A 16,484-nucleotide genomic window follows, 5' to 3' on the forward strand; every position below is an offset into this window, starting at 1 on the left:
AAACAATCCTCCCCATGTCTGGAGGCTGTTCCGATTCTACCGACATGCCGCCCCTACGGGGCTGGAGGGAAAAACAACCCTCCCCATGTCTGGAGGGTGTTCCGGATCTACCGACATGCCGCCCCTACGGGGCTGGGGAAAAAACAACCCTCCCCATGTCTGGAGGATGTTCCGATTTTACCGACCTGCCGCCCCTACGGGGCTGGAGGGAAAAACAAAACCCCCCATGACGGGAGGATGTTCCGATTCTACCGACATGCCGCCCCTACGGGGCTGGAGGGAAAAACAAAACCCCCCATGACGGGAGGATGTTCCGATTCTACCGACATGCCGCCCCTACGGGGCTGGGGAAAAAAACAACCATCCCCATGTCTGGAGGATGTTCCGATTTTACCGACCTGCCGCCCCTACGGGGCTGGGGAAAAAACAACCCTCCCCCCAAGTCTGGAGGATGTTCCGGATCTACCGACATGCCGCCCCTCCGGGGCTGGGGAAAAAACAACCCTCCCCATGTCTGGAGGATGTTCCGATTTTACCGACCTGCCGCCCCTACGGGGCTGGGGAAAAAACAACCATCCCCATGTCTGGAGGATGTTCCGGATCTACCGACCTGCCGCCCCTACGGGGCTGGGGAAAAAACAACCATCCCCCCATGTCTGGAGGATGTTCCGGATCTACCGACATGCCGCCCCTACGGGGCTGGGAAAAAAACAACCATCCCCATGTCTGGAGGATGTTCCGATTCTACCGACATGCCGCCCCTACGGGGCTGGGCAGCGCCATAGCATCTTCTCTTCAAACCCCGTAGGGGTGCCATGTCGGTAGATGAGCCCCCCCCTTCCCCCTCTTCAAAGCCCAATAGGGGCGACATAACGGTCACACCGGGTGTCAACCCGTCGTCACAAGCGCCAAATCGATATTTATGCCGATATTCCAGCTCTGCCGATATATTGTTTCCGACCTGTCGGGGCTGGGGAGAACGCCGAAAATCAGGAATTTTAACGCCTGTTCTCATCGAAAATGCAGCACAGCAGTAAAAAAACTTGCCATTCGGATTTATTTATGGTATATTTACGATGAACTAACAAGGGGATCGATGCAGAGAACGTTATCGCCAGTCACGTACAGCAATCAGGAGGAGGCTGTTGCCGGTATAGCCAAGGCGCTCAGCCATCCGGTACGGGTAAAAATTCTCAGGCTGCTTGCCGGAGAAGCCTGCTGTTTCACCGGTGAGTTGACGGAAGTGATTCCGATGGCCCAGTCAACCATTTCCCAGCATCTGAAAGCGCTGCTCGAAGCGGGTCTTATTCAGGGGGAGATCGATCCCCCCAAGGTGAAGTACTGCATCAACAGGGAGAACTGGAAGATTGCGCAGGCGTTGTTTGAAGGTTTTTTTTCCGAGGGGCACTCTACCGCAGGATGCGACTGCTGATGGATGCCGGCAGGGGAACCCTCGTCAGGAAGCGCAGTATGGACAGGTTAAGCTTTTTTTTGTTTTTAAGGATCGTTTATTTGCGATAAACAATAAGATAACAGAAAGATGAAGCAGGTGAAAATTCTTGGTACGGGGTGTGCGAAGTGCAACCAGCTTGCCGATGCGGTCAAAGCCGTTATTGCCCGCGAAGGCATCGATGCATCGGTGGAGAAGGTTGAGGATATCCGGAAGATCATGGCCTACAACGTGCTTTCTACGCCGGCGCTTGTGGTCGATGAGGAGGTGTGCTGCAAGGGGCGGGTGCCTGAGAGCGATGAACTGAAAGAGATGTTAACGAGATAAAAAATATAACCCATGAATAACGCAGTTGAAGTCTGTCCGACGACAGCCCTTGGAATGATCGAAAAAGGCGCATTGCTTGTCGATGTGCGTGAAGCCGATGAAGTTGCGGAAGCATCGTTCGATGTTCCCGAAGTCATGCTGATTCCCTACAGCGAGTTTGAAGAGCGGTTCGGGGATATCCCTGTCGATCGTGAGGTGGTTGTAGCCTGCAATGTTGGAGAGCGCAGCCTCATGGCGACATATTTTCTCATGAACCACGGGTATGAAAAGGTTGCGAACATGCAGTACGGCATTGTCCGCTGGGCGGAGAAAGGGTTTCCCATGAGAGGGGAGCTGAAGCGCAAAACGGGAGGATGCTGCTGCGGTGACCGGGGAAGTGCGGGTGGCGGAAGCTGCTGCTGAGTAACTCCATCAAGTGAATGAAAATGAATCAGCCCGAACAGACCTCCTCCAGCCTTAAGGCCGCCGCCATGACTGTCGCGGCGGCAGCTGCCTGGGTGCTGCTCTACGGAAATCTTGAACCGGTTGCGGATTTCCTGCTGGAGTCGGCGGGTATGAGCCGCGCGACCCGTTTCGGCGAGGCGCTGCACTTCTTCATCTACGAGGTGCCGAAGGTGCTCCTCCTGCTTACCGCTGTTGTGTTCGTGATGGGAGTCATACACACCTTCGTCTCTGCGGAGCGGACGCGGGCCATCCTGTCGGGAAGGCGTCTCGGCGTCGGCAACGTGCTGGCCGCCTCGCTCGGTATCGTGACCCCGTTCTGCTCATGTTCGGCCGTGCCGCTTTTCATCGGGTTCCTGCAGGCCGGCGTGCCGCTCGGCGTCACCTTCTCTTTCCTGATTTCGGCTCCCATGGTCAACGAGGTGGCGCTTGCGCTGCTTTTCGGCATGTTCGGCTGGAAAGTCGCCCTGCTTTACATGGCTATGGGGCTGCTCGTGGCGATAGTCGCCGGCATGACTATCGGCCGGCTCGGTATGGAGCGCTGGCTCGAAGAGTGGGTGCAACAGATGCAGCAGAACTGCAGCTGCGGTGCCGATGAAACGGGCGAAGCCATGAGCTGGAAAAGTCGCCTGCAAAATGGAGTGACGCACGTGCGCGAGATTGTGGGCAAGGTGTGGCTTTACATCGTGCTTGGCGTCGGTCTCGGCGCGGGCATTCACGGCTACGTTCCGGAGAACTTCATGGCTTCGATCATGGGTAGAGAGGCATGGTGGTCGGTACCTGCAGCGGTGCTGCTCGGTGTGCCGATGTACTCGAACGCTGCCGGCATCCTGCCCGTGGTGCAGGCACTGCTCGGCAAGGGCGCTGCGCTCGGTACGGTCATGGCTTTCATGATGAGCGTGATCGCGCTCTCCGCTCCCGAGATGATCATATTGCGCAAGGTGCTCAAGCCCCGGCTCATCGCGGTATTCGCCGGTGTGGTGGCTGCCGGGATCATGCTGGTGGGGTTTGTCTTCAACGTAGTCTTTCCAACCTTATGACCATAATTTAACAACAACCATGAAACAGTCCGTGCTCATTCTCTGTACCGGAAACTCCTGTCGGAGCCAGATGGCCGAGGGGTTTCTGCGCTCGTTCGATCCTGAACTCGAAGTCTTTTCGGCAGGTACGAAACCTGCCGAAGCGGTGCATCCGCTTGCCGTTGCGGTGATGCGCGAAGAGTGGATCGACATCGGCGGCTACCGTCCGAAAAGCGTCGATGAATTCACTTCAAGGCCGTTCGACTGGGTGGTGACGGTCTGCGATGGGGCAAAGGAGAGCTGCCCGCTCTTTACCGGAGAGGTGAAGCACCGGGTGCACATCGGGTTCGACGATCCTGCTGAAGCCGAAGGGAGCCGCGAAGAGCGGCTTGCTGTCTTCCGCCGGGTCCGCGACGAAATCCGCGAAGGGTTCAGAAGTTTCTACAACACAATGAAGACGGGAGGGTAGCACCATGGGCATGTCAACCAGACAACTCTCCTTTCTCGACCGCTATCTCACGCTCTGGATATTCCTCGCCATGGGTATCGGCGTGCTTTCCGGCTACCTCGTTCCAGGTACGGCAGCGTTCTGGAACACGTTTCAGTCGGGTACCACCAATATTCCCATCGCCATAGGGCTTATCGTCATGATGTATCCTCCCCTGGCCAAGGTGAAGTACGAGGAGCTGGGCGACGTTTTCCGCAACACGAGAGTGCTCGGACTTTCGCTCCTGCAGAACTGGGTGATCGGACCGGTGCTCATGTTCGTGCTTGCCGTGCTTTTTCTTTCCGATATGCCGCATTATATGGCCGGCCTCATCATGATCGGCCTTGCGCGCTGCATCGCCATGGTGATCGTCTGGAACGAGCTGGCAAAAGGCGATACGGAGTACGCTGCAGGTCTCGTTGCCTTCAACTCGGTCTTTCAGGTGCTTTTCTTCTCCGTCTACGCGTGGGTCTTCCTCACGGTGCTGCCCGGCTGGCTCGGCCTCTCGTCCTTCAGGGTCGATATCACCATCGCCGAAATCGCCTCGTCGGTCTTCATCTATCTCGGCGTACCCTTCATAGCGGGTTTTCTTACCCGGTTCTTCATGCTCCGCCTCAAAGGCAGGGAGTGGTACGAAACCGTTTTTGTGCCGCGGATCAGTCCGCTTACGCTGGTTGCGCTGCTCTTTACCATTGTGGTGATGTTCTCGCTCAAAGGCGAGTATATCGTGAAAATTCCAATGGATGTCGTTCGCATCGCCATACCGCTTCTCTGCTACTTCGTCATCATGTTCCTCGTCTCGTTTTACATGGGCCGCAAGGTGGGTGCGGATTACTCGAAAACAGCCACGCTCTCCTTCACGGCGGCAAGCAACAACTTCGAGCTTGCCATAGCGGTTGCCGTGGCGGTGTTCGGCATCGATTCCGGAGAGGCGTTCGCTGCCGTGATCGGGCCGCTCGTGGAGGTTCCGGCGCTTATCGGCCTTGTGAATGTCTCCTTGTGGTTCAGGGAGAAATGGTTCGGCGAGGGAACTGAAGGCTGAATCTCCTTCAGGAGATTTGATCGTTAATGGAAGCTTGCGGCTTTTTTATTATACTGTCATTCGTCCGGTTTCTCCTTATGTTATCCTTGCGATAACTCTCGACCGTAATCTGCGGATACGATGGCCGGGCTTGTAACCGTTTAAAGAGCTGTAAATCTGATGTCTACGGAAATTCTCAGGCTCGAGGGCATCCGCAGGGAGCTGGAACTGTCGCGCGATGTGCGCCAGACCATCATCCCGAACCTTTCAATGCAAATCACGGCAGGGGAATTCGTTGCCATTACGGGGCCTTCGGGATCCGGCAAGTCCACGCTGCTCTACATCATGGGAGGGCTCGACAAACCCAGTTTCGGAAAGGTCTGGCTGGATGGAGAGGAGATCACCGAAAAGGAAGAAACCGCGATGACCCGCATACGGAACGAGAAAATAGGGTTCATCTATCAGTTTCATTTTCTCCTGCCCGAGTTCAACGCCGTGGAGAATGTGAGCATGCCGATGATGATCAACGGACGGTTCACCAAAAAGGAGATCCGGGCGCGGGCCATGATGCTGCTTGATACCGTGGGTCTGGAGAACAAGTACACCAATAAACCCAGTCAGCTTTCAGGCGGTCAGCAGCAGCGTGTTGCCATTGCGCGGGCCCTTGCCAATGAGCCGAAGGTATTGCTTGGCGACGAGCCGACCGGTAACCTCGATTCGAAATCCGCGCGCAACGTCTATGAACTCTTCGATCGCCTCAACCGGGAACTGAACCAGACGGTGATTGTCGTTACGCACGACGATGAGCTTGCCAACCGCGCCGGGCGGAGAATCCATCTCGTTGACGGCATGATCGAGAGCGATAGCTTGCTGAAGAACGCGGCACTTTCCGTATAATGAGGCTGTAACCAAAATACCCTTCTCTCTATGCCTTCCTCAGCCCTCCAACAGATACGTTACTCCTGTCCGCTCGTTTACGAGGCTTTCAGCTCTTTCTCCGATGGGGAGCGTCATCTGCAGCGTATCATGGAGCTTGACCGGTACTGGCAGGCTCCTTCGGGAACGTTTCCCCGTGTCGTCATGCCCGGCTCGGAGCTTCCGGAGGGAGCGGCTGTAAGCGGGGAGTTTGATCTGATCTACGCGGGGGGCACCCTGAGCTTCCTGCATGCCGCGGTCATGGTTAAGCAGCATAATCGGAAGGTGCTGGTGTTCGATCGTCATTTTCCAGCCCAGTCTACGAGGGACTGGAATATTTCACGTGATGAACTGCTGCGGCTTGCCGGCAAGGGAGTGTACACCACGGCCGAGCTCGATTCGGTAATTGTACGCCGCTATACATCAGGGTGGGTGGAGTTCTACAAACCTGACGGGAGTCAGACACGGCTCTCCATGCAGCACGTGCTCGACTGTGCCGTGGATGCCGACCGGTTACTCGGTATGGCCAAAGCACGGGTGCTTTCCGGGCAGGGGAACAGTGTGCTTGACGGCATGAGTTTTTCTGCCTGTTACCGGTTTTCCGATCATATTGTCGTCGAAGTCGAAGACCGTGGAGGCGCAAGGTTTTACTACCGGGCAAAAGTGCTTGTCGATGTCATGGGCATTCTTTCGCCCATTGCCCGCCAGCTCAACGACGGTCGTCCCCAGACGCATGTCTGCCCCACCGTGGGCACTATCGCCAGCGGTTTTGACAATGCCGACTTCGATACCGGAGAGATTCTGGCAAGTACCGGTCCGGCGGAAACCCTCGGCGGTGCGGGGCGCCAGCTTATCTGGGAGGGGTTTCCGGCTGAAGGTGAACGGTATATAACCTATCTGTTTTTTTACGACGAGGTCGATTCGGAAAATGACAAAACGCTGCTCGGTCTTTTCGAGACCTATTTCAGGAGACTGCCCGAGTACAAGCAGCCAGGCAGGAATTTCGTGATCCACCGCCCGGTCTACGGCATCATTCCTGCCTACTTTCATGACGGCATCAGCCGTACCAGGGTTATTGCCGACGACCGTATCGTACTGTTCGGCGATGCAGCCTCGCTTGCCTCTCCCCTGACCTTCTGCGGCTTCGGTTCGATGGTGCGGAACCTGCAGCGGCTTACCGACGGGCTTGAGCAGGCGCTGTGTGATGATCTCCTCTCAAAAGAACATCTGGCCTCCGTCAGCGCCTACGAGCCGAATGTGGCTTCGATGGCCAATCTCATGAAGTACATGTGCTTCAATGCGAAGACCGACGAACCGAATTTTGTCAACGACATGATGAACGAGGTCATGATTGTGCTCGACCAGCTTCCAGAGCGCTACCGTGAGGCCATGTTCCGTGACGAGTTGAAACTCGAAGAGCTGTTAACGGTCATGCTGAAGGTAGCCTTGCGATACCCGAAAATCATATACGCCACATGGGAGAAGCTCGGTATACAGGGATCGCTCGGTTTTCTGAAAAACCTTGCCGGCTGGGCGTTTTCATCGACGAAATGAAAGAAGGAATGGAGAGAGACAAGGCCGCCGTCGAGATCGGGAGGCTTCGTACGGAGATTGAGCGCCATAACTATCTGTATTATGTGCGGGCAACGCCCGAAATATCCGATTACGACTTCGACAAGCTGCTTGAGCGGCTCATTGAGCTGGAACGCGAGTTTCCTGATCTGTTGACACCCAATAGTCCCTCCCAGCGAGTCGGAGGGCAGATAACCAGAGAGTTTCCGACGGTTCTCCACCGTGAGCCGATGCTCAGTCTGTCCAACACCTACTCTCTCGGAGATGTGGCCGATTTTTACGATCGGGTCAAAAAGCTGCTGTACGAGGAGGGTATCCAGAAGCAGGAGATGGTGGCCGAACTGAAGTTCGACGGTGTTGCCGTCAGCCTGATCTACCGTGACGGCCTGCTGGTTCAGGGTGCGACGAGGGGCGATGGCGTCAGGGGAGACGATATTACCGTCAATCTGAGAACCATTCCAACCATTCCGCTCCGCCTCGATGCCTCTTTTTCCCGTCAGCTTCAAGGCGATGACCGGGAGATCGAGGTTCGCGGAGAGGTGTTCATGCGCCGAGAGGATTTCGAAAACCTGAACGAGGGGCGACCCGATGAGGATCGGTTTGCCAATCCCCGCAATGCCACAGCCGGCACCCTGAAGCTGCAGGACTCCGCCGAGGTAGCCCGTCGCCGGATGACCTTTGTGGCCTATTTTCTCAAAGGCATTGCCAATGAAAATATCCGGCATCTCGACCGGCTCAGGCTGCTTGAAAAGCTGGGCTTTTATACCGGCGGCCATTACCTGTTCTGCAGTGAACTCAGAGATATCGAACGCTTTATAGGCGACTGGGAAAAAAAGCGCCATACGCTACCCTACGAAACCGACGGTGTGGTGTTGAAACTTGACGATGTAACTCTGTGGGACAGGCTCGGGGCTACATCAAAAAGTCCCCGCTGGGCAATCGCCTACAAATACCCTGCCCAGCAGGCGAAAACCGAGCTGCTCGGGGTACTCTTTCAGGTAGGCAGGCTCGGCACCATCACGCCGGTTGCGGAACTGAAGCCGGTCAAGCTTGCCGGGTCAACGGTATCCCGCTCCACCCTGCACAATTTCGATGAAATCGATCGGCTTGGCGTACGTGTTCATGACCAGGTAGTCATTGAAAAGTCCGGAGAGGTGATTCCAAAGATCATCCGGGTCGCCCTGGAGGAGCGTTCGTTGTTCACCGAATCAATTGTCGTCCCGGAACGTTGCCCTTCCTGCGATACGCTCCTGGTGAAGCTGGAAGGCGAGGTGAGCTGGTACTGTCCGAACGAAGAGGAGTGTCCAGCGCAGATACGGGGAAGGGTTCTGCATTTCGCTTCGCGCAACGCCATGGATATCCAGTCGCTCGGCGTTGCACTGGTCGATCAGCTGGTCGGCAGGGGGCTCGTCAGGGATCCGGGTGATCTCTACACTCTGCAGGTATCGCAGCTCGAAGGGCTGGAACGCATGGGCACAAAATCGGCCCTGAACCTCATGCGTGCGCTCGATGAAAGTCGCAGCCGCAGTTATGAACGGCTGCTTTACGCACTCGGTATCCGCCATGTCGGCCAGGCTACCGCTCGGGAACTTGCAAGGGCATATCCCCGGCTCGGATTGCTCCGGGAGGCCGATGAAGAGGAGCTTTCCTCGGTACCGGATATCGGCCCTGTTGTCGCCCGCAGCATTATCGACTATTTCCTCAAGCCCTCGACGCAGGTTCTTGTCAGGAAGTTGCAGGAGGCCGGTCTTCCGTTCAGGGCTGCCGAACCTCAAGAGCTGGTAAACCGGAATTTCGAGGGAATGACGGTTGTCTTTACCGGAGAGCTCGAGAGGTACGGCCGAAGCAAGGCCTCGGGACTCGTGATGGCGCGGGGAGGAAAGGTTGTCAATTCGGTTAGCCGGAACACCACTCTTGTTGTGACGGGAAAGGATGCCGGCAGCAAGCTCGAAAAAGCGCTTAAACTTGGCGTGAGGGTTGTCAGTGAGGAGGAATTTGCTTCAATGCTTTAGACAATTGCCGTTATGAATCCCCATTACAGGGTGGCTATTTTTGGATCGGCGAGAATCAGGGAGGGCGACCGGGACTATCAGGATGTGTTCCGTATCGCCCGGGGCCTTGCCGCAGCCGGTTTCGACATCGTCACGGGCGGCGGACCCGGCCTCATGCAGGCCGCCAATTCCGGCTCGAAAGCCGCACAGTCGGAAACCCGTTCTATAGGTCTGAACATCAAGCTGCCAAGGGAACAGGATCCGAACCCCTTCCTCGACATCAAGCAGGAATTTCCGATTTTCAGCAGCCGTCTCGATACCTTCATGCAGCTATCCGATGCGGTTGTCGTCGCCCCGGGAGGGATCGGCACCCTTCTGGAACTGTTTTACGCATGGCAGCTTGTGCAGGTCGAGCATATCTGCGATACGCCCATAATCCTTTACGGCGAAATCTGGACAAACCTGCTGGTCTGGCTGGAAACCGAGGTGCTCGAGAGAGGGCTTTTCAGCAGAAAGGAGATGCACATGATTTTTCACGCGACGGAACCGGAGCTGGTTGTTGATCTCGTCCGGAAAATCCATGCGGATCGCCTGAAAGAGGCTCACGCCTGCAAGAATTTTTCGAAATACAGAGTCGAATTGCGGTCATCCGACCGAACCGAAAATATTTCCCCTTTGTGAAAAACATCAAGAGGTTTCTGACTATCGAAGGGCGGCTGCTGCTTGTTATCTGTATCGTACTGATAAGCAGGCTCGCTGTTCTGCCGTCGTCGTCCGTCAATACTGCGGCGTTTTCCGATAAGGTGCTGCATTTTCTGGCATTTTATCTGCTTTCCCTGCTTGTGGATTTCGCCTTTCCAAAAACGTCGTTCAATGCATTCAAGATCGTGTTTCTTCTTGGGTACGGCATTGCCATCGAGCTCGTCCAGTCATTTTTTCCCTATCGAAGCTGCTCGTTTGCCGATATCGTCGCAGACAGCGCCGGCATAGCGGTTTATCTGTTTTCGATACCGCTGCTCAAGCGCATTCCGTTCATTCGTGAACGCTGGTCTCTGTGATGCTGACCGGAAGGCAGCCTGAGGCTTATTTGGAGGCTATGTAGAGGATAGAGGTTTCGAAAGTCATTGGGAAATATTCCGCGCTTCGGAACCCGTTTTTTTTCAGGACAGCCGTGAAGGCTTCAGTCTGCGGAAACTGTTCGACAGAGTGGGGGAGATAGTCGTAGGCAAAGGTCGATTTACTGAACAGTGCCGCAATTTTCGGAAGCACTTTCTTGAAATAAATCAGGTAGAGCTTCTTTACAAGGTTATTACGGGGAATCATCGGTTCGATGATGAACGCATGACCGCCGGGTTTGAGCACCCGGTGGAACTCTCGCATGCCCTGTTCGAGATTTTCGAAATTTCTCACGCCGAAACCGGCGCTGACTACATCGAAGCTTGCCGTTTCGAACGGGAGTTTTTCGGCATAACCCTCATGGAAGGTGATGTCGGGATATTTCCTGCGGGCAATGACGAGCATTTCCGGAGAGAGGTCGAGAGCGGTGACTTTCGCTCCGGGGATTTTCGCCATGGATGCGGCAAGATCGCCGGTGCCTGTTGCAACATCGAGAATCCGGGGCGCAGGGTTGCCTGCAAGCAGCTTTTTTGCCCTTGCGGTTGTCGTAGCTCTCCAGTAATTGTCAATTCCGAGGCTCAGCAGATGGTTGAGAAAATCGTACGTCGGGGCAACCTCGTCGAACATGGTGCGGATCGAAGTTCGCGACTTTGTCTTGTTCAGCGATTTTGCTGTCTCTTTAGGTTGGCTCATTGATTGTTCTTTCAGCTTTTTTTGCCGTAAACTTCTTCGGGATCGAACATGAGCGTATCGCAGATCTCCATCGTAAGGTCATCTTTTGTCCGCCGGTAGAAACAGGAGTGGTATCCTACATGGCAGGCTCCTCCCTTCTGAGAAACCTTGAGCAGAAGGGTATCGCCGTCGCAGTCGATAAGGATATCATGAACCTCCTGCATGTTTCCGGACGATTCACCCTTGAGCCACAGTTTCTGGCGGCTTCGGCTCCAGTAACAGGCCTTTTTTCTTTCCAGGGTCATTTCAAGGCTTTCACGGTTCATCCAGGCCATCATCAGGACTTTTCCGGTTTCGTGATCCTGCACAATCGCCGGCACAAGCCCCTTCTCATCGAATTTGACGGTTTCGAGAAAGCTTTTCTGCAGGTCTTGATTCTCGCTCATCAGCATGTAATGATTAAGTATTTTTTATTGAGCCATCCAGGAACCCTGAATATTTATCAAAAACGTTTTTAAAGATTCATAAAATAATGGAAAAACCAAGGTTGGAATAGAGAAAAAGTTCAAAACATGTAACTTCCAAAAGCCAAATCCATAATGTCACAAGACTATGCAGACCCTACAGAAACTCCTTCCGAAATATACTATCGCTCTTGCCGTTGTTTTTCTTGTTACCGTAGCCTATCTCATAACCCGGGGCAATACCGTCGATGTTGAAGCTGTAGAGGTTACCCATGCCGAACTGGTTCAGGCCGTCTACGCTACGGGCTTTGTCGAGGCGGATGCCGTGGCCAATCTGAGTGCCGAGCTTTCGGGAACGGTCAGTTCGGTCGGTGCTCTCGAAGGGGAGCGGGTTGTTGCCGGTCAGACGATCATCGCATTTGAAACCCTCCAGCCGGGACTTGCCGTTCGCGAAGCAAGAGCGGCTTATGAGGAACAGCTTGCCCTTTTCGGTGAACGAAAGCTCAACAACACGAGAATCAGCAATCTTTTCGGCGAAGGTGCGGTATCCCGCAAGGACCTTGACGATGCCCGGAAAACCCTGAGGCAGGCCGAAGAGTTGCTCGAGCAGAAAAAAATGCGTCTGCAAATCAGGGAGGATGATCTGAAAAAACTGACGGTAACGGCGCCATTCAGCGGTATACTCGCTCTGCAGAATGTCAGGGAAGGCGATTATGTAACGGCCAATACCCTCGTCGCAAGGGTAATCGATACGACAGGCTATGTGGTCAATGTCGAAGTGGATGAACTTGATGTGCCGCGTATCCGAACCGGGCAGAAAGCGGCGATTGTGCTTGATGCCATGCCTGACCGTCGTTTTGAGGCCGTAGTCTCCAGGGTTGTGCCCCAGACCGATATCGTTACCAAAACCTCGAAGGTCTATCTGCGTTTTTCAGGAGCGGTCAACGGCATCCAGGCGGGAATGACGGCAACTGCCAACATCATCTACAACAGGAAGCCCCGAACACTGCTGGTAAGAAAAAGTTCGGTATTCGATGAAAATCATGTCAGTTATGTCTGGAAAATCGAGAACGGCGAGCTGAAAAAACAGCCGATTAAAACAGGTGCCGGCGATCTTGCCTTTGTCGAGGTTCTCGAAGGTCTCAGAAAAGGCGACAAGGTTGTTTCTGTTCCCGAGGAGCGGTTCCGCGATGGCATGGATGCGCGAGTTGTCAGAAGTAATGAAAGGCTCTGAATGCAGGATCACGGTATGGAGGAACCTCAAAAAATAGCAGTTATTCTCGCAGCTCACGGTGAGGCTGAAAGTGCGGGTTTCAGGGAAAATTACCGTGTCAGTCGCCGTACACTTGCTCATGCCTCAACGGTCATGGCCGTGCCCCCTCTCCTGCAGACCGGGATTTCGCTGCTTTCCACTCTGAAAAAAAAGGTGCGACCTGCGGCAAACGGCTCGCCCCATAACCGGATTACCCGTCAGCAGGCGGAACTCCTGCAGCGCTATCTTGACGCATCTTCCATCAACAGCGGGGTATCCTTTGATGTTCATGCGGCTTTTTCTGCTTCCGATCCAGCCGTAGAAGATGTTATCGACGCAACGTTGCACTACGATGCCCGTATTCTCGTTTCCATGTCGCCTGTCGATAACGAGCTGACCTGCGGACAGCTCTGCCGCTATCTTGCAGGGAAGCTGACGGCGGATGATCTGAGCCGGGTAAAGGTGATCAGCCGCTTCTGGTGCGATCCGCTGCTTTATGGGCTCTGTACCGGCCATATCGTTGCCGCGAGTGCCTCTTACGGGTTGCAGCGCAGCGAGGCCAATATCCTTCTTCTGCTCTTTCACGGTACGCTTGTCAGCGACAGCAAGGGCGAGCCACCCCGATTCCGTACCGGCCACCATGAAACCGCCCATTTTGCTCAGCAGCTGACCTCCGCAATGGAAAAGGACGCAACGCATCCCTGGGGTCGGGTTATGAGTGCCTATCTCAATCACGATGTCGGGGGAGAGTGGACCAAACCCTCTTTCGAAGAGGTCGCAGGGCAGCTTCGCCGTTCCGGTGCCGCCAATGTCGCCCTGTTCGCCGCAGGATATTTTGCGGACGGCAATGAAACCCTGCACCGCGCGGAGGAGTTGCTTCGCGTGACCGCTTCCTCCTCTTCGGTGCGAACCATACCCTGCCTGAACGCATCACCGCTCTTTACCCGTTACCTTGGAGAGCGAATTGCCGGAGCGGTATCGCAGCTTCTCTGTCGTCCGTTTCCACAAGCGTAGTGCGTTTCATGCAGGGGATACGATTACCTTTCCCGTGGAGATCGGAAGCCTCTGTCGCATCGTGCGCATTTTCGGCACGTTCATCACCGCTTCGCTTGGCAGAAGTGACCGGTCATCCCGGCAGATAAAGGGTTATCTTGTTCATCGAACTATTTTACACCGTGCAGAACCTCATTCTTCTTTTTGTCTGTTTTCTTGCCGGGGTCCTGCTGCGGAGCCTGAAATGGCTTCCATCGGAAACTCCGGCGGTGCTGAACGGTTTTATTATCCATATCTCCCTTCCCGCGCTTGCCCTGCTCTATCTTCACGATCTGGAGCTCACGGCAGGAGTGTTTCTGCTGGCAGCCATACCGTGGATTCATTTCTGCCTTGCGCTCGTGATTTTTCCGCTGCTCGGCAGATTGCTGAAACTTTCCCGGATGACAGTAGGCGCGCTTATTCTTACCGGAGGTCTCGGCAACACCTCCTTTGTCGGTTTGCCGATGATCGAAGCCTATTTCGGCAAGCAGGCTCTGGTACACGGTATTGTCGTCGATCAGCTCGGCTCCTTTATGGTGCTTTCGACACTTGGCATAGTCACTGCCGGTTTCTACTCGAACGGAAAGCCTTCGGCAAGGGTGATCCTGCAGAAAATTCTTGCGTTTCCGCCCTTTCTTTCCATGGTGGCGGCGGTTCTCCTGATGCCGTTCGATTATCCGGAATGGTTCAGCCTTCTGCTCGGAAGACTGGGGGACACCCTCGCTCCGCTCGCCCTGCTCTCCGTAGGTTACCAACTGCACCCAGGGCATCTTTCAGGCAATATCCGCAACCTCACCCTTGGCCTGTCATTCAAACTGCTTGTGGCTCCTTTGCTGCTCAGTCTACTCTATCTGGGCATTTTCGGCCTGTCGGGCCTGCCGGTAAGAGTCACGCTGTTCGAAGCTGCCATGCCTCCCATGATCACGGCAGGTATCATTGCCGCCGAACACGGCATCAACCCGTCTCTTTCTTCGATGATGGTTGCCCTTGGCATCCTTGTTTCCTTCTTTACGCTTGCTTTCTGGAGTTTTCTTTTGGGAGGCGTTTAGCCGTTTCCGGGGTCGTGAAATGGTTAATGCTCTTCCTGCGTTCTTGTTTGTGGTTCCGTTTGCTATAGGGAACAAGCTTGAGGCAGGGAACAACTATAATTGAGCATGCAGAAAGCCGCGATTTTTATCGATGGGGCAAATCTTTTCTTTACGCAGCGTCATCTTGGATGGCAGATTGATTTTTCCCGTCTCATGAACTATTTCACGTACCGTTACCATGTGGCATCGGTGCGTTATTACGTACCTTCACCTGATCCGCCTTCGGAGGATCAGAGTGCATTCAACAGGGTTCTTTTGACACACGGTTTCGAGATCATCTCAAAGCCGGTAAAAAAGATCGTCAACAAGGAGACCGGAGAGGTGGTCATGAAAGGTAACCTCGATATTGAACTTGCCGTTGACGCCATGCTGACCGAAAGTCTGTACGACCAATTTATCCTCTTCAGCGGCGACAGCGATTTTATGCCCCTGCTCAAGGCGCTGCAGCTGAAAGGAAAAACGGTTTCAGTCTATTCTACCAGAGGGATAAGTTCCCGTGAACTCTACAGCGGGCCCGATATCGATTTTCACGATCTTGCCCTTCTGGAAAGAGAGATTGGCCAGTCGGAATCGGGTGGCGGCACTGCGGTAGCGGAGCAGGGTTACACAAGGCTTCCGGAACCAGGAGAGCTCTTTACCGGTTCGGTGCTTTCCGTCAAGCCCTACGGTATTTTTCTTGTCAACCCCTTCCACGTCAAATGCCTGCTCCCGCTGAGTTTTCTCGGGGTTACGCAGCGTATCGCCGATCTTTCGTCGATTATAAAAATGGATGACCGTTTTGATGTAACTGTTTTTGCTGTCGACACCGCTCATGATATCCCCCAGATTACGGTCAAACTTTCAAGCAAGGCCATGTCGGAAGAGCTCGAAAGAAGGGTAAAGGCTCCAGGCTGAAGTCGCATGAGCCGTTTTTCTTTTCACCCCTGCAGCCTCAGCGGCAGCTCCAGGCCGTTTGTCTCAAGCAGATTGCGGTCGCTGAGCAGCTCTTTTGTCGCTCCTGCGGCGACTATGCGCCCCTCCGCCATGATATGGACCCGGTTGCAGGTTTCCCAGATAAAATCAAGGTCGTGTGAAACCGTTACTCTTGTTGCCTGAAGGTTGTTGACGAGCGAAATGAGCTTTTTCCGGTTGCGCGGATCGAGATCCGAAGTCGGTTCGTCCATAACGAGCACCGAAGGGTGCATTACCAGCACTGCGGCGAAAGCTGCAAACCTTCTCTGTCCTTGCGAGAGCTTCGAAGGAGGTTTGTCGCGCAGCGCCCACAGTCCGAAATCCCTCAGGAGTTTTTCGCTCTCTTCAGCGCTTCGCTCAGGATCCATGCCAAGGTTTTTCGGCCCGAACATGATGTCGTCGCAGAGCCGTGCCATGAAAAGCTGGTCGTCCGGGTTCTGGAAAACCAGTCCGGTCAGTTTTCTGATGCGCTCCAGGTTCTTTTTCAGGACTTCGACTCCGTCGATGGTGATCTTTCCTGACTGAGGCAGATACCAGCCGTTCAGATGGTTGACGAGTGTCGATTTTCCCGCACCGTTCGCTCCGACAATGCCGACCGAGTCTCCCGATGTGACCTTGAGCGAGACATCGAGCAACGCCCTTGTTCCGTCAGGATAGGAAAAATCGACCTGTTCGACTGTAATCAT

The 16,484-nt window shown here is 54.6% G+C and carries 18 protein-coding genes; 15 read left to right on the forward strand and 3 right to left on the reverse strand.

Translation table 11 applies throughout. From position 1 onward, the window contains the following. The first annotated feature begins 1,096 nt into the window (after nt 1–1,096). The 11 genes from K9G39_RS05395 to K9G39_RS05445 all read left to right on the forward strand — a co-directional run bounded on the left by K9G39_RS05395 (nt 1,097) and on the right by K9G39_RS05445 (nt 10,281). Nucleotides 1,097–1,432 (forward strand): metalloregulator ArsR/SmtB family transcription factor, encoded by a 336-nt coding sequence (locus K9G39_RS05395; RefSeq protein WP_292003910.1) that lies wholly within the window; start codon nt 1,097–1,099, stop codon nt 1,430–1,432. 108 nt (nt 1,433–1,540) lie between these two features. Beyond that, the gene (locus K9G39_RS05400; protein WP_292003911.1) at nt 1,541–1,777 is read left to right on the forward strand and encodes a thioredoxin family protein; all 237 of its coding nucleotides are present in this window, start codon (nt 1,541–1,543) and stop codon (nt 1,775–1,777) included. A 12-nt stretch (nt 1,778–1,789) separates the two neighbouring features. After that, nucleotides 1,790–2,179, forward strand: a complete 390-nt coding sequence (locus K9G39_RS05405; protein ID WP_292003912.1) for a rhodanese-like domain-containing protein — start codon at nt 1,790–1,792, stop codon at nt 2,177–2,179. 23 nt (nt 2,180–2,202) lie between these two features. Further along, nucleotides 2,203–3,258, forward strand: a complete 1,056-nt coding sequence (locus K9G39_RS05410; RefSeq protein ID WP_292003913.1) for a permease — start codon at nt 2,203–2,205, stop codon at nt 3,256–3,258. Nucleotides 3,259–3,277: 19 nt separating this feature from the next. Beyond that, the gene (locus tag K9G39_RS05415) at nt 3,278–3,706 is read left to right on the forward strand and encodes an arsenate reductase ArsC (RefSeq protein WP_292003914.1); all 429 of its coding nucleotides are present in this window, start codon (nt 3,278–3,280) and stop codon (nt 3,704–3,706) included. Nucleotides 3,707–3,710: 4 nt separating this feature from the next. After that, nucleotides 3,711–4,766 (forward strand): ACR3 family arsenite efflux transporter, encoded by a 1,056-nt coding sequence (gene arsB, locus K9G39_RS05420; RefSeq protein ID WP_292003915.1) that lies wholly within the window; start codon nt 3,711–3,713, stop codon nt 4,764–4,766. 159 nt (nt 4,767–4,925) lie between these two features. Further along, entirely contained in the window at nt 4,926–5,642 is a 717-nt protein-coding gene (locus K9G39_RS05425) for an ABC transporter ATP-binding protein (RefSeq protein ID WP_292003916.1), read from the forward strand. Nucleotides 5,643–5,672: 30 nt separating this feature from the next. After that, a complete protein-coding gene (locus K9G39_RS05430) occupies nt 5,673–7,214 on the forward strand; it encodes a hypothetical protein (protein ID WP_292003917.1) in 1,542 nt (513 codons plus the stop codon). An 8-nt stretch (nt 7,215–7,222) separates the two neighbouring features. Beyond that, nucleotides 7,223–9,244, forward strand: a complete 2,022-nt coding sequence (gene ligA, locus K9G39_RS05435) for an NAD-dependent DNA ligase LigA (protein WP_292003918.1) — start codon at nt 7,223–7,225, stop codon at nt 9,242–9,244. Between the two features lie 12 nt (nt 9,245–9,256). Beyond that, nucleotides 9,257–9,904, forward strand: coding sequence for an LOG family protein (locus tag K9G39_RS05440; RefSeq protein ID WP_292003919.1), 648 nt, complete (start codon nt 9,257–9,259; stop codon nt 9,902–9,904). Further along, nucleotides 9,901–10,281, forward strand: coding sequence for a VanZ family protein (locus tag K9G39_RS05445; protein ID WP_292003920.1), 381 nt, complete (start codon nt 9,901–9,903; stop codon nt 10,279–10,281). The genes K9G39_RS05440 and K9G39_RS05445 overlap by 4 nt, the downstream gene beginning before the upstream one ends. A gap of 25 nt (nt 10,282–10,306) precedes the next feature. On the opposite strand, the gene ubiE is transcribed toward K9G39_RS05445, so the two are convergent. Further along, the gene (gene ubiE / locus K9G39_RS05450; RefSeq protein WP_292003921.1) at nt 10,307–11,032 is read right to left on the reverse strand and encodes a bifunctional demethylmenaquinone methyltransferase/2-methoxy-6-polyprenyl-1,4-benzoquinol methylase UbiE; all 726 of its coding nucleotides are present in this window, start codon (nt 11,030–11,032) and stop codon (nt 10,307–10,309) included. Between the two features lie 11 nt (nt 11,033–11,043). Beyond that, nucleotides 11,044–11,457, reverse strand: a complete 414-nt coding sequence (hisI, locus tag K9G39_RS05455) for a phosphoribosyl-AMP cyclohydrolase (RefSeq protein ID WP_292003922.1) — start codon at nt 11,455–11,457, stop codon at nt 11,044–11,046. A gap of 166 nt (nt 11,458–11,623) precedes the next feature. Between hisI and K9G39_RS05460 the strand changes: the two genes are divergently transcribed. From K9G39_RS05460 to K9G39_RS05475, 4 genes are all read left to right on the forward strand, one after another. Next, nucleotides 11,624–12,709 carry an efflux RND transporter periplasmic adaptor subunit gene (locus tag K9G39_RS05460; protein ID WP_292003923.1) on the forward strand — a complete coding sequence of 362 codons (1,086 nt, stop codon included), beginning with the start codon at nt 11,624–11,626 and terminating at the stop codon, nt 12,707–12,709. A gap of 15 nt (nt 12,710–12,724) precedes the next feature. Next, complete coding sequence (locus K9G39_RS05465) at nt 12,725–13,741, forward strand: ferrochelatase (protein WP_292003924.1); 1,017 nt, start codon at nt 12,725–12,727, stop codon at nt 13,739–13,741. 161 nt (nt 13,742–13,902) lie between these two features. Next, nucleotides 13,903–14,808 carry an AEC family transporter gene (locus K9G39_RS05470; protein WP_292003955.1) on the forward strand — a complete coding sequence of 302 codons (906 nt, stop codon included), beginning with the start codon at nt 13,903–13,905 and terminating at the stop codon, nt 14,806–14,808. A gap of 105 nt (nt 14,809–14,913) precedes the next feature. After that, nucleotides 14,914–15,741, forward strand: coding sequence for an NYN domain-containing protein (locus K9G39_RS05475; protein WP_292003925.1), 828 nt, complete (start codon nt 14,914–14,916; stop codon nt 15,739–15,741). Nucleotides 15,742–15,764: 23 nt separating this feature from the next. On the opposite strand, the gene K9G39_RS05480 is transcribed toward K9G39_RS05475, so the two are convergent. Continuing rightward, nucleotides 15,765–16,484, reverse strand: coding sequence for an energy-coupling factor ABC transporter ATP-binding protein (locus tag K9G39_RS05480; protein WP_292003926.1), 720 nt, complete (start codon nt 16,482–16,484; stop codon nt 15,765–15,767).

Origin of the sequence: Chlorobium sp. (genome assembly GCF_021740465.1) — a bacterium.
Taxonomy (GTDB): domain Bacteria; phylum Bacteroidota; class Chlorobiia; order Chlorobiales; family Chlorobiaceae; genus Chlorobium.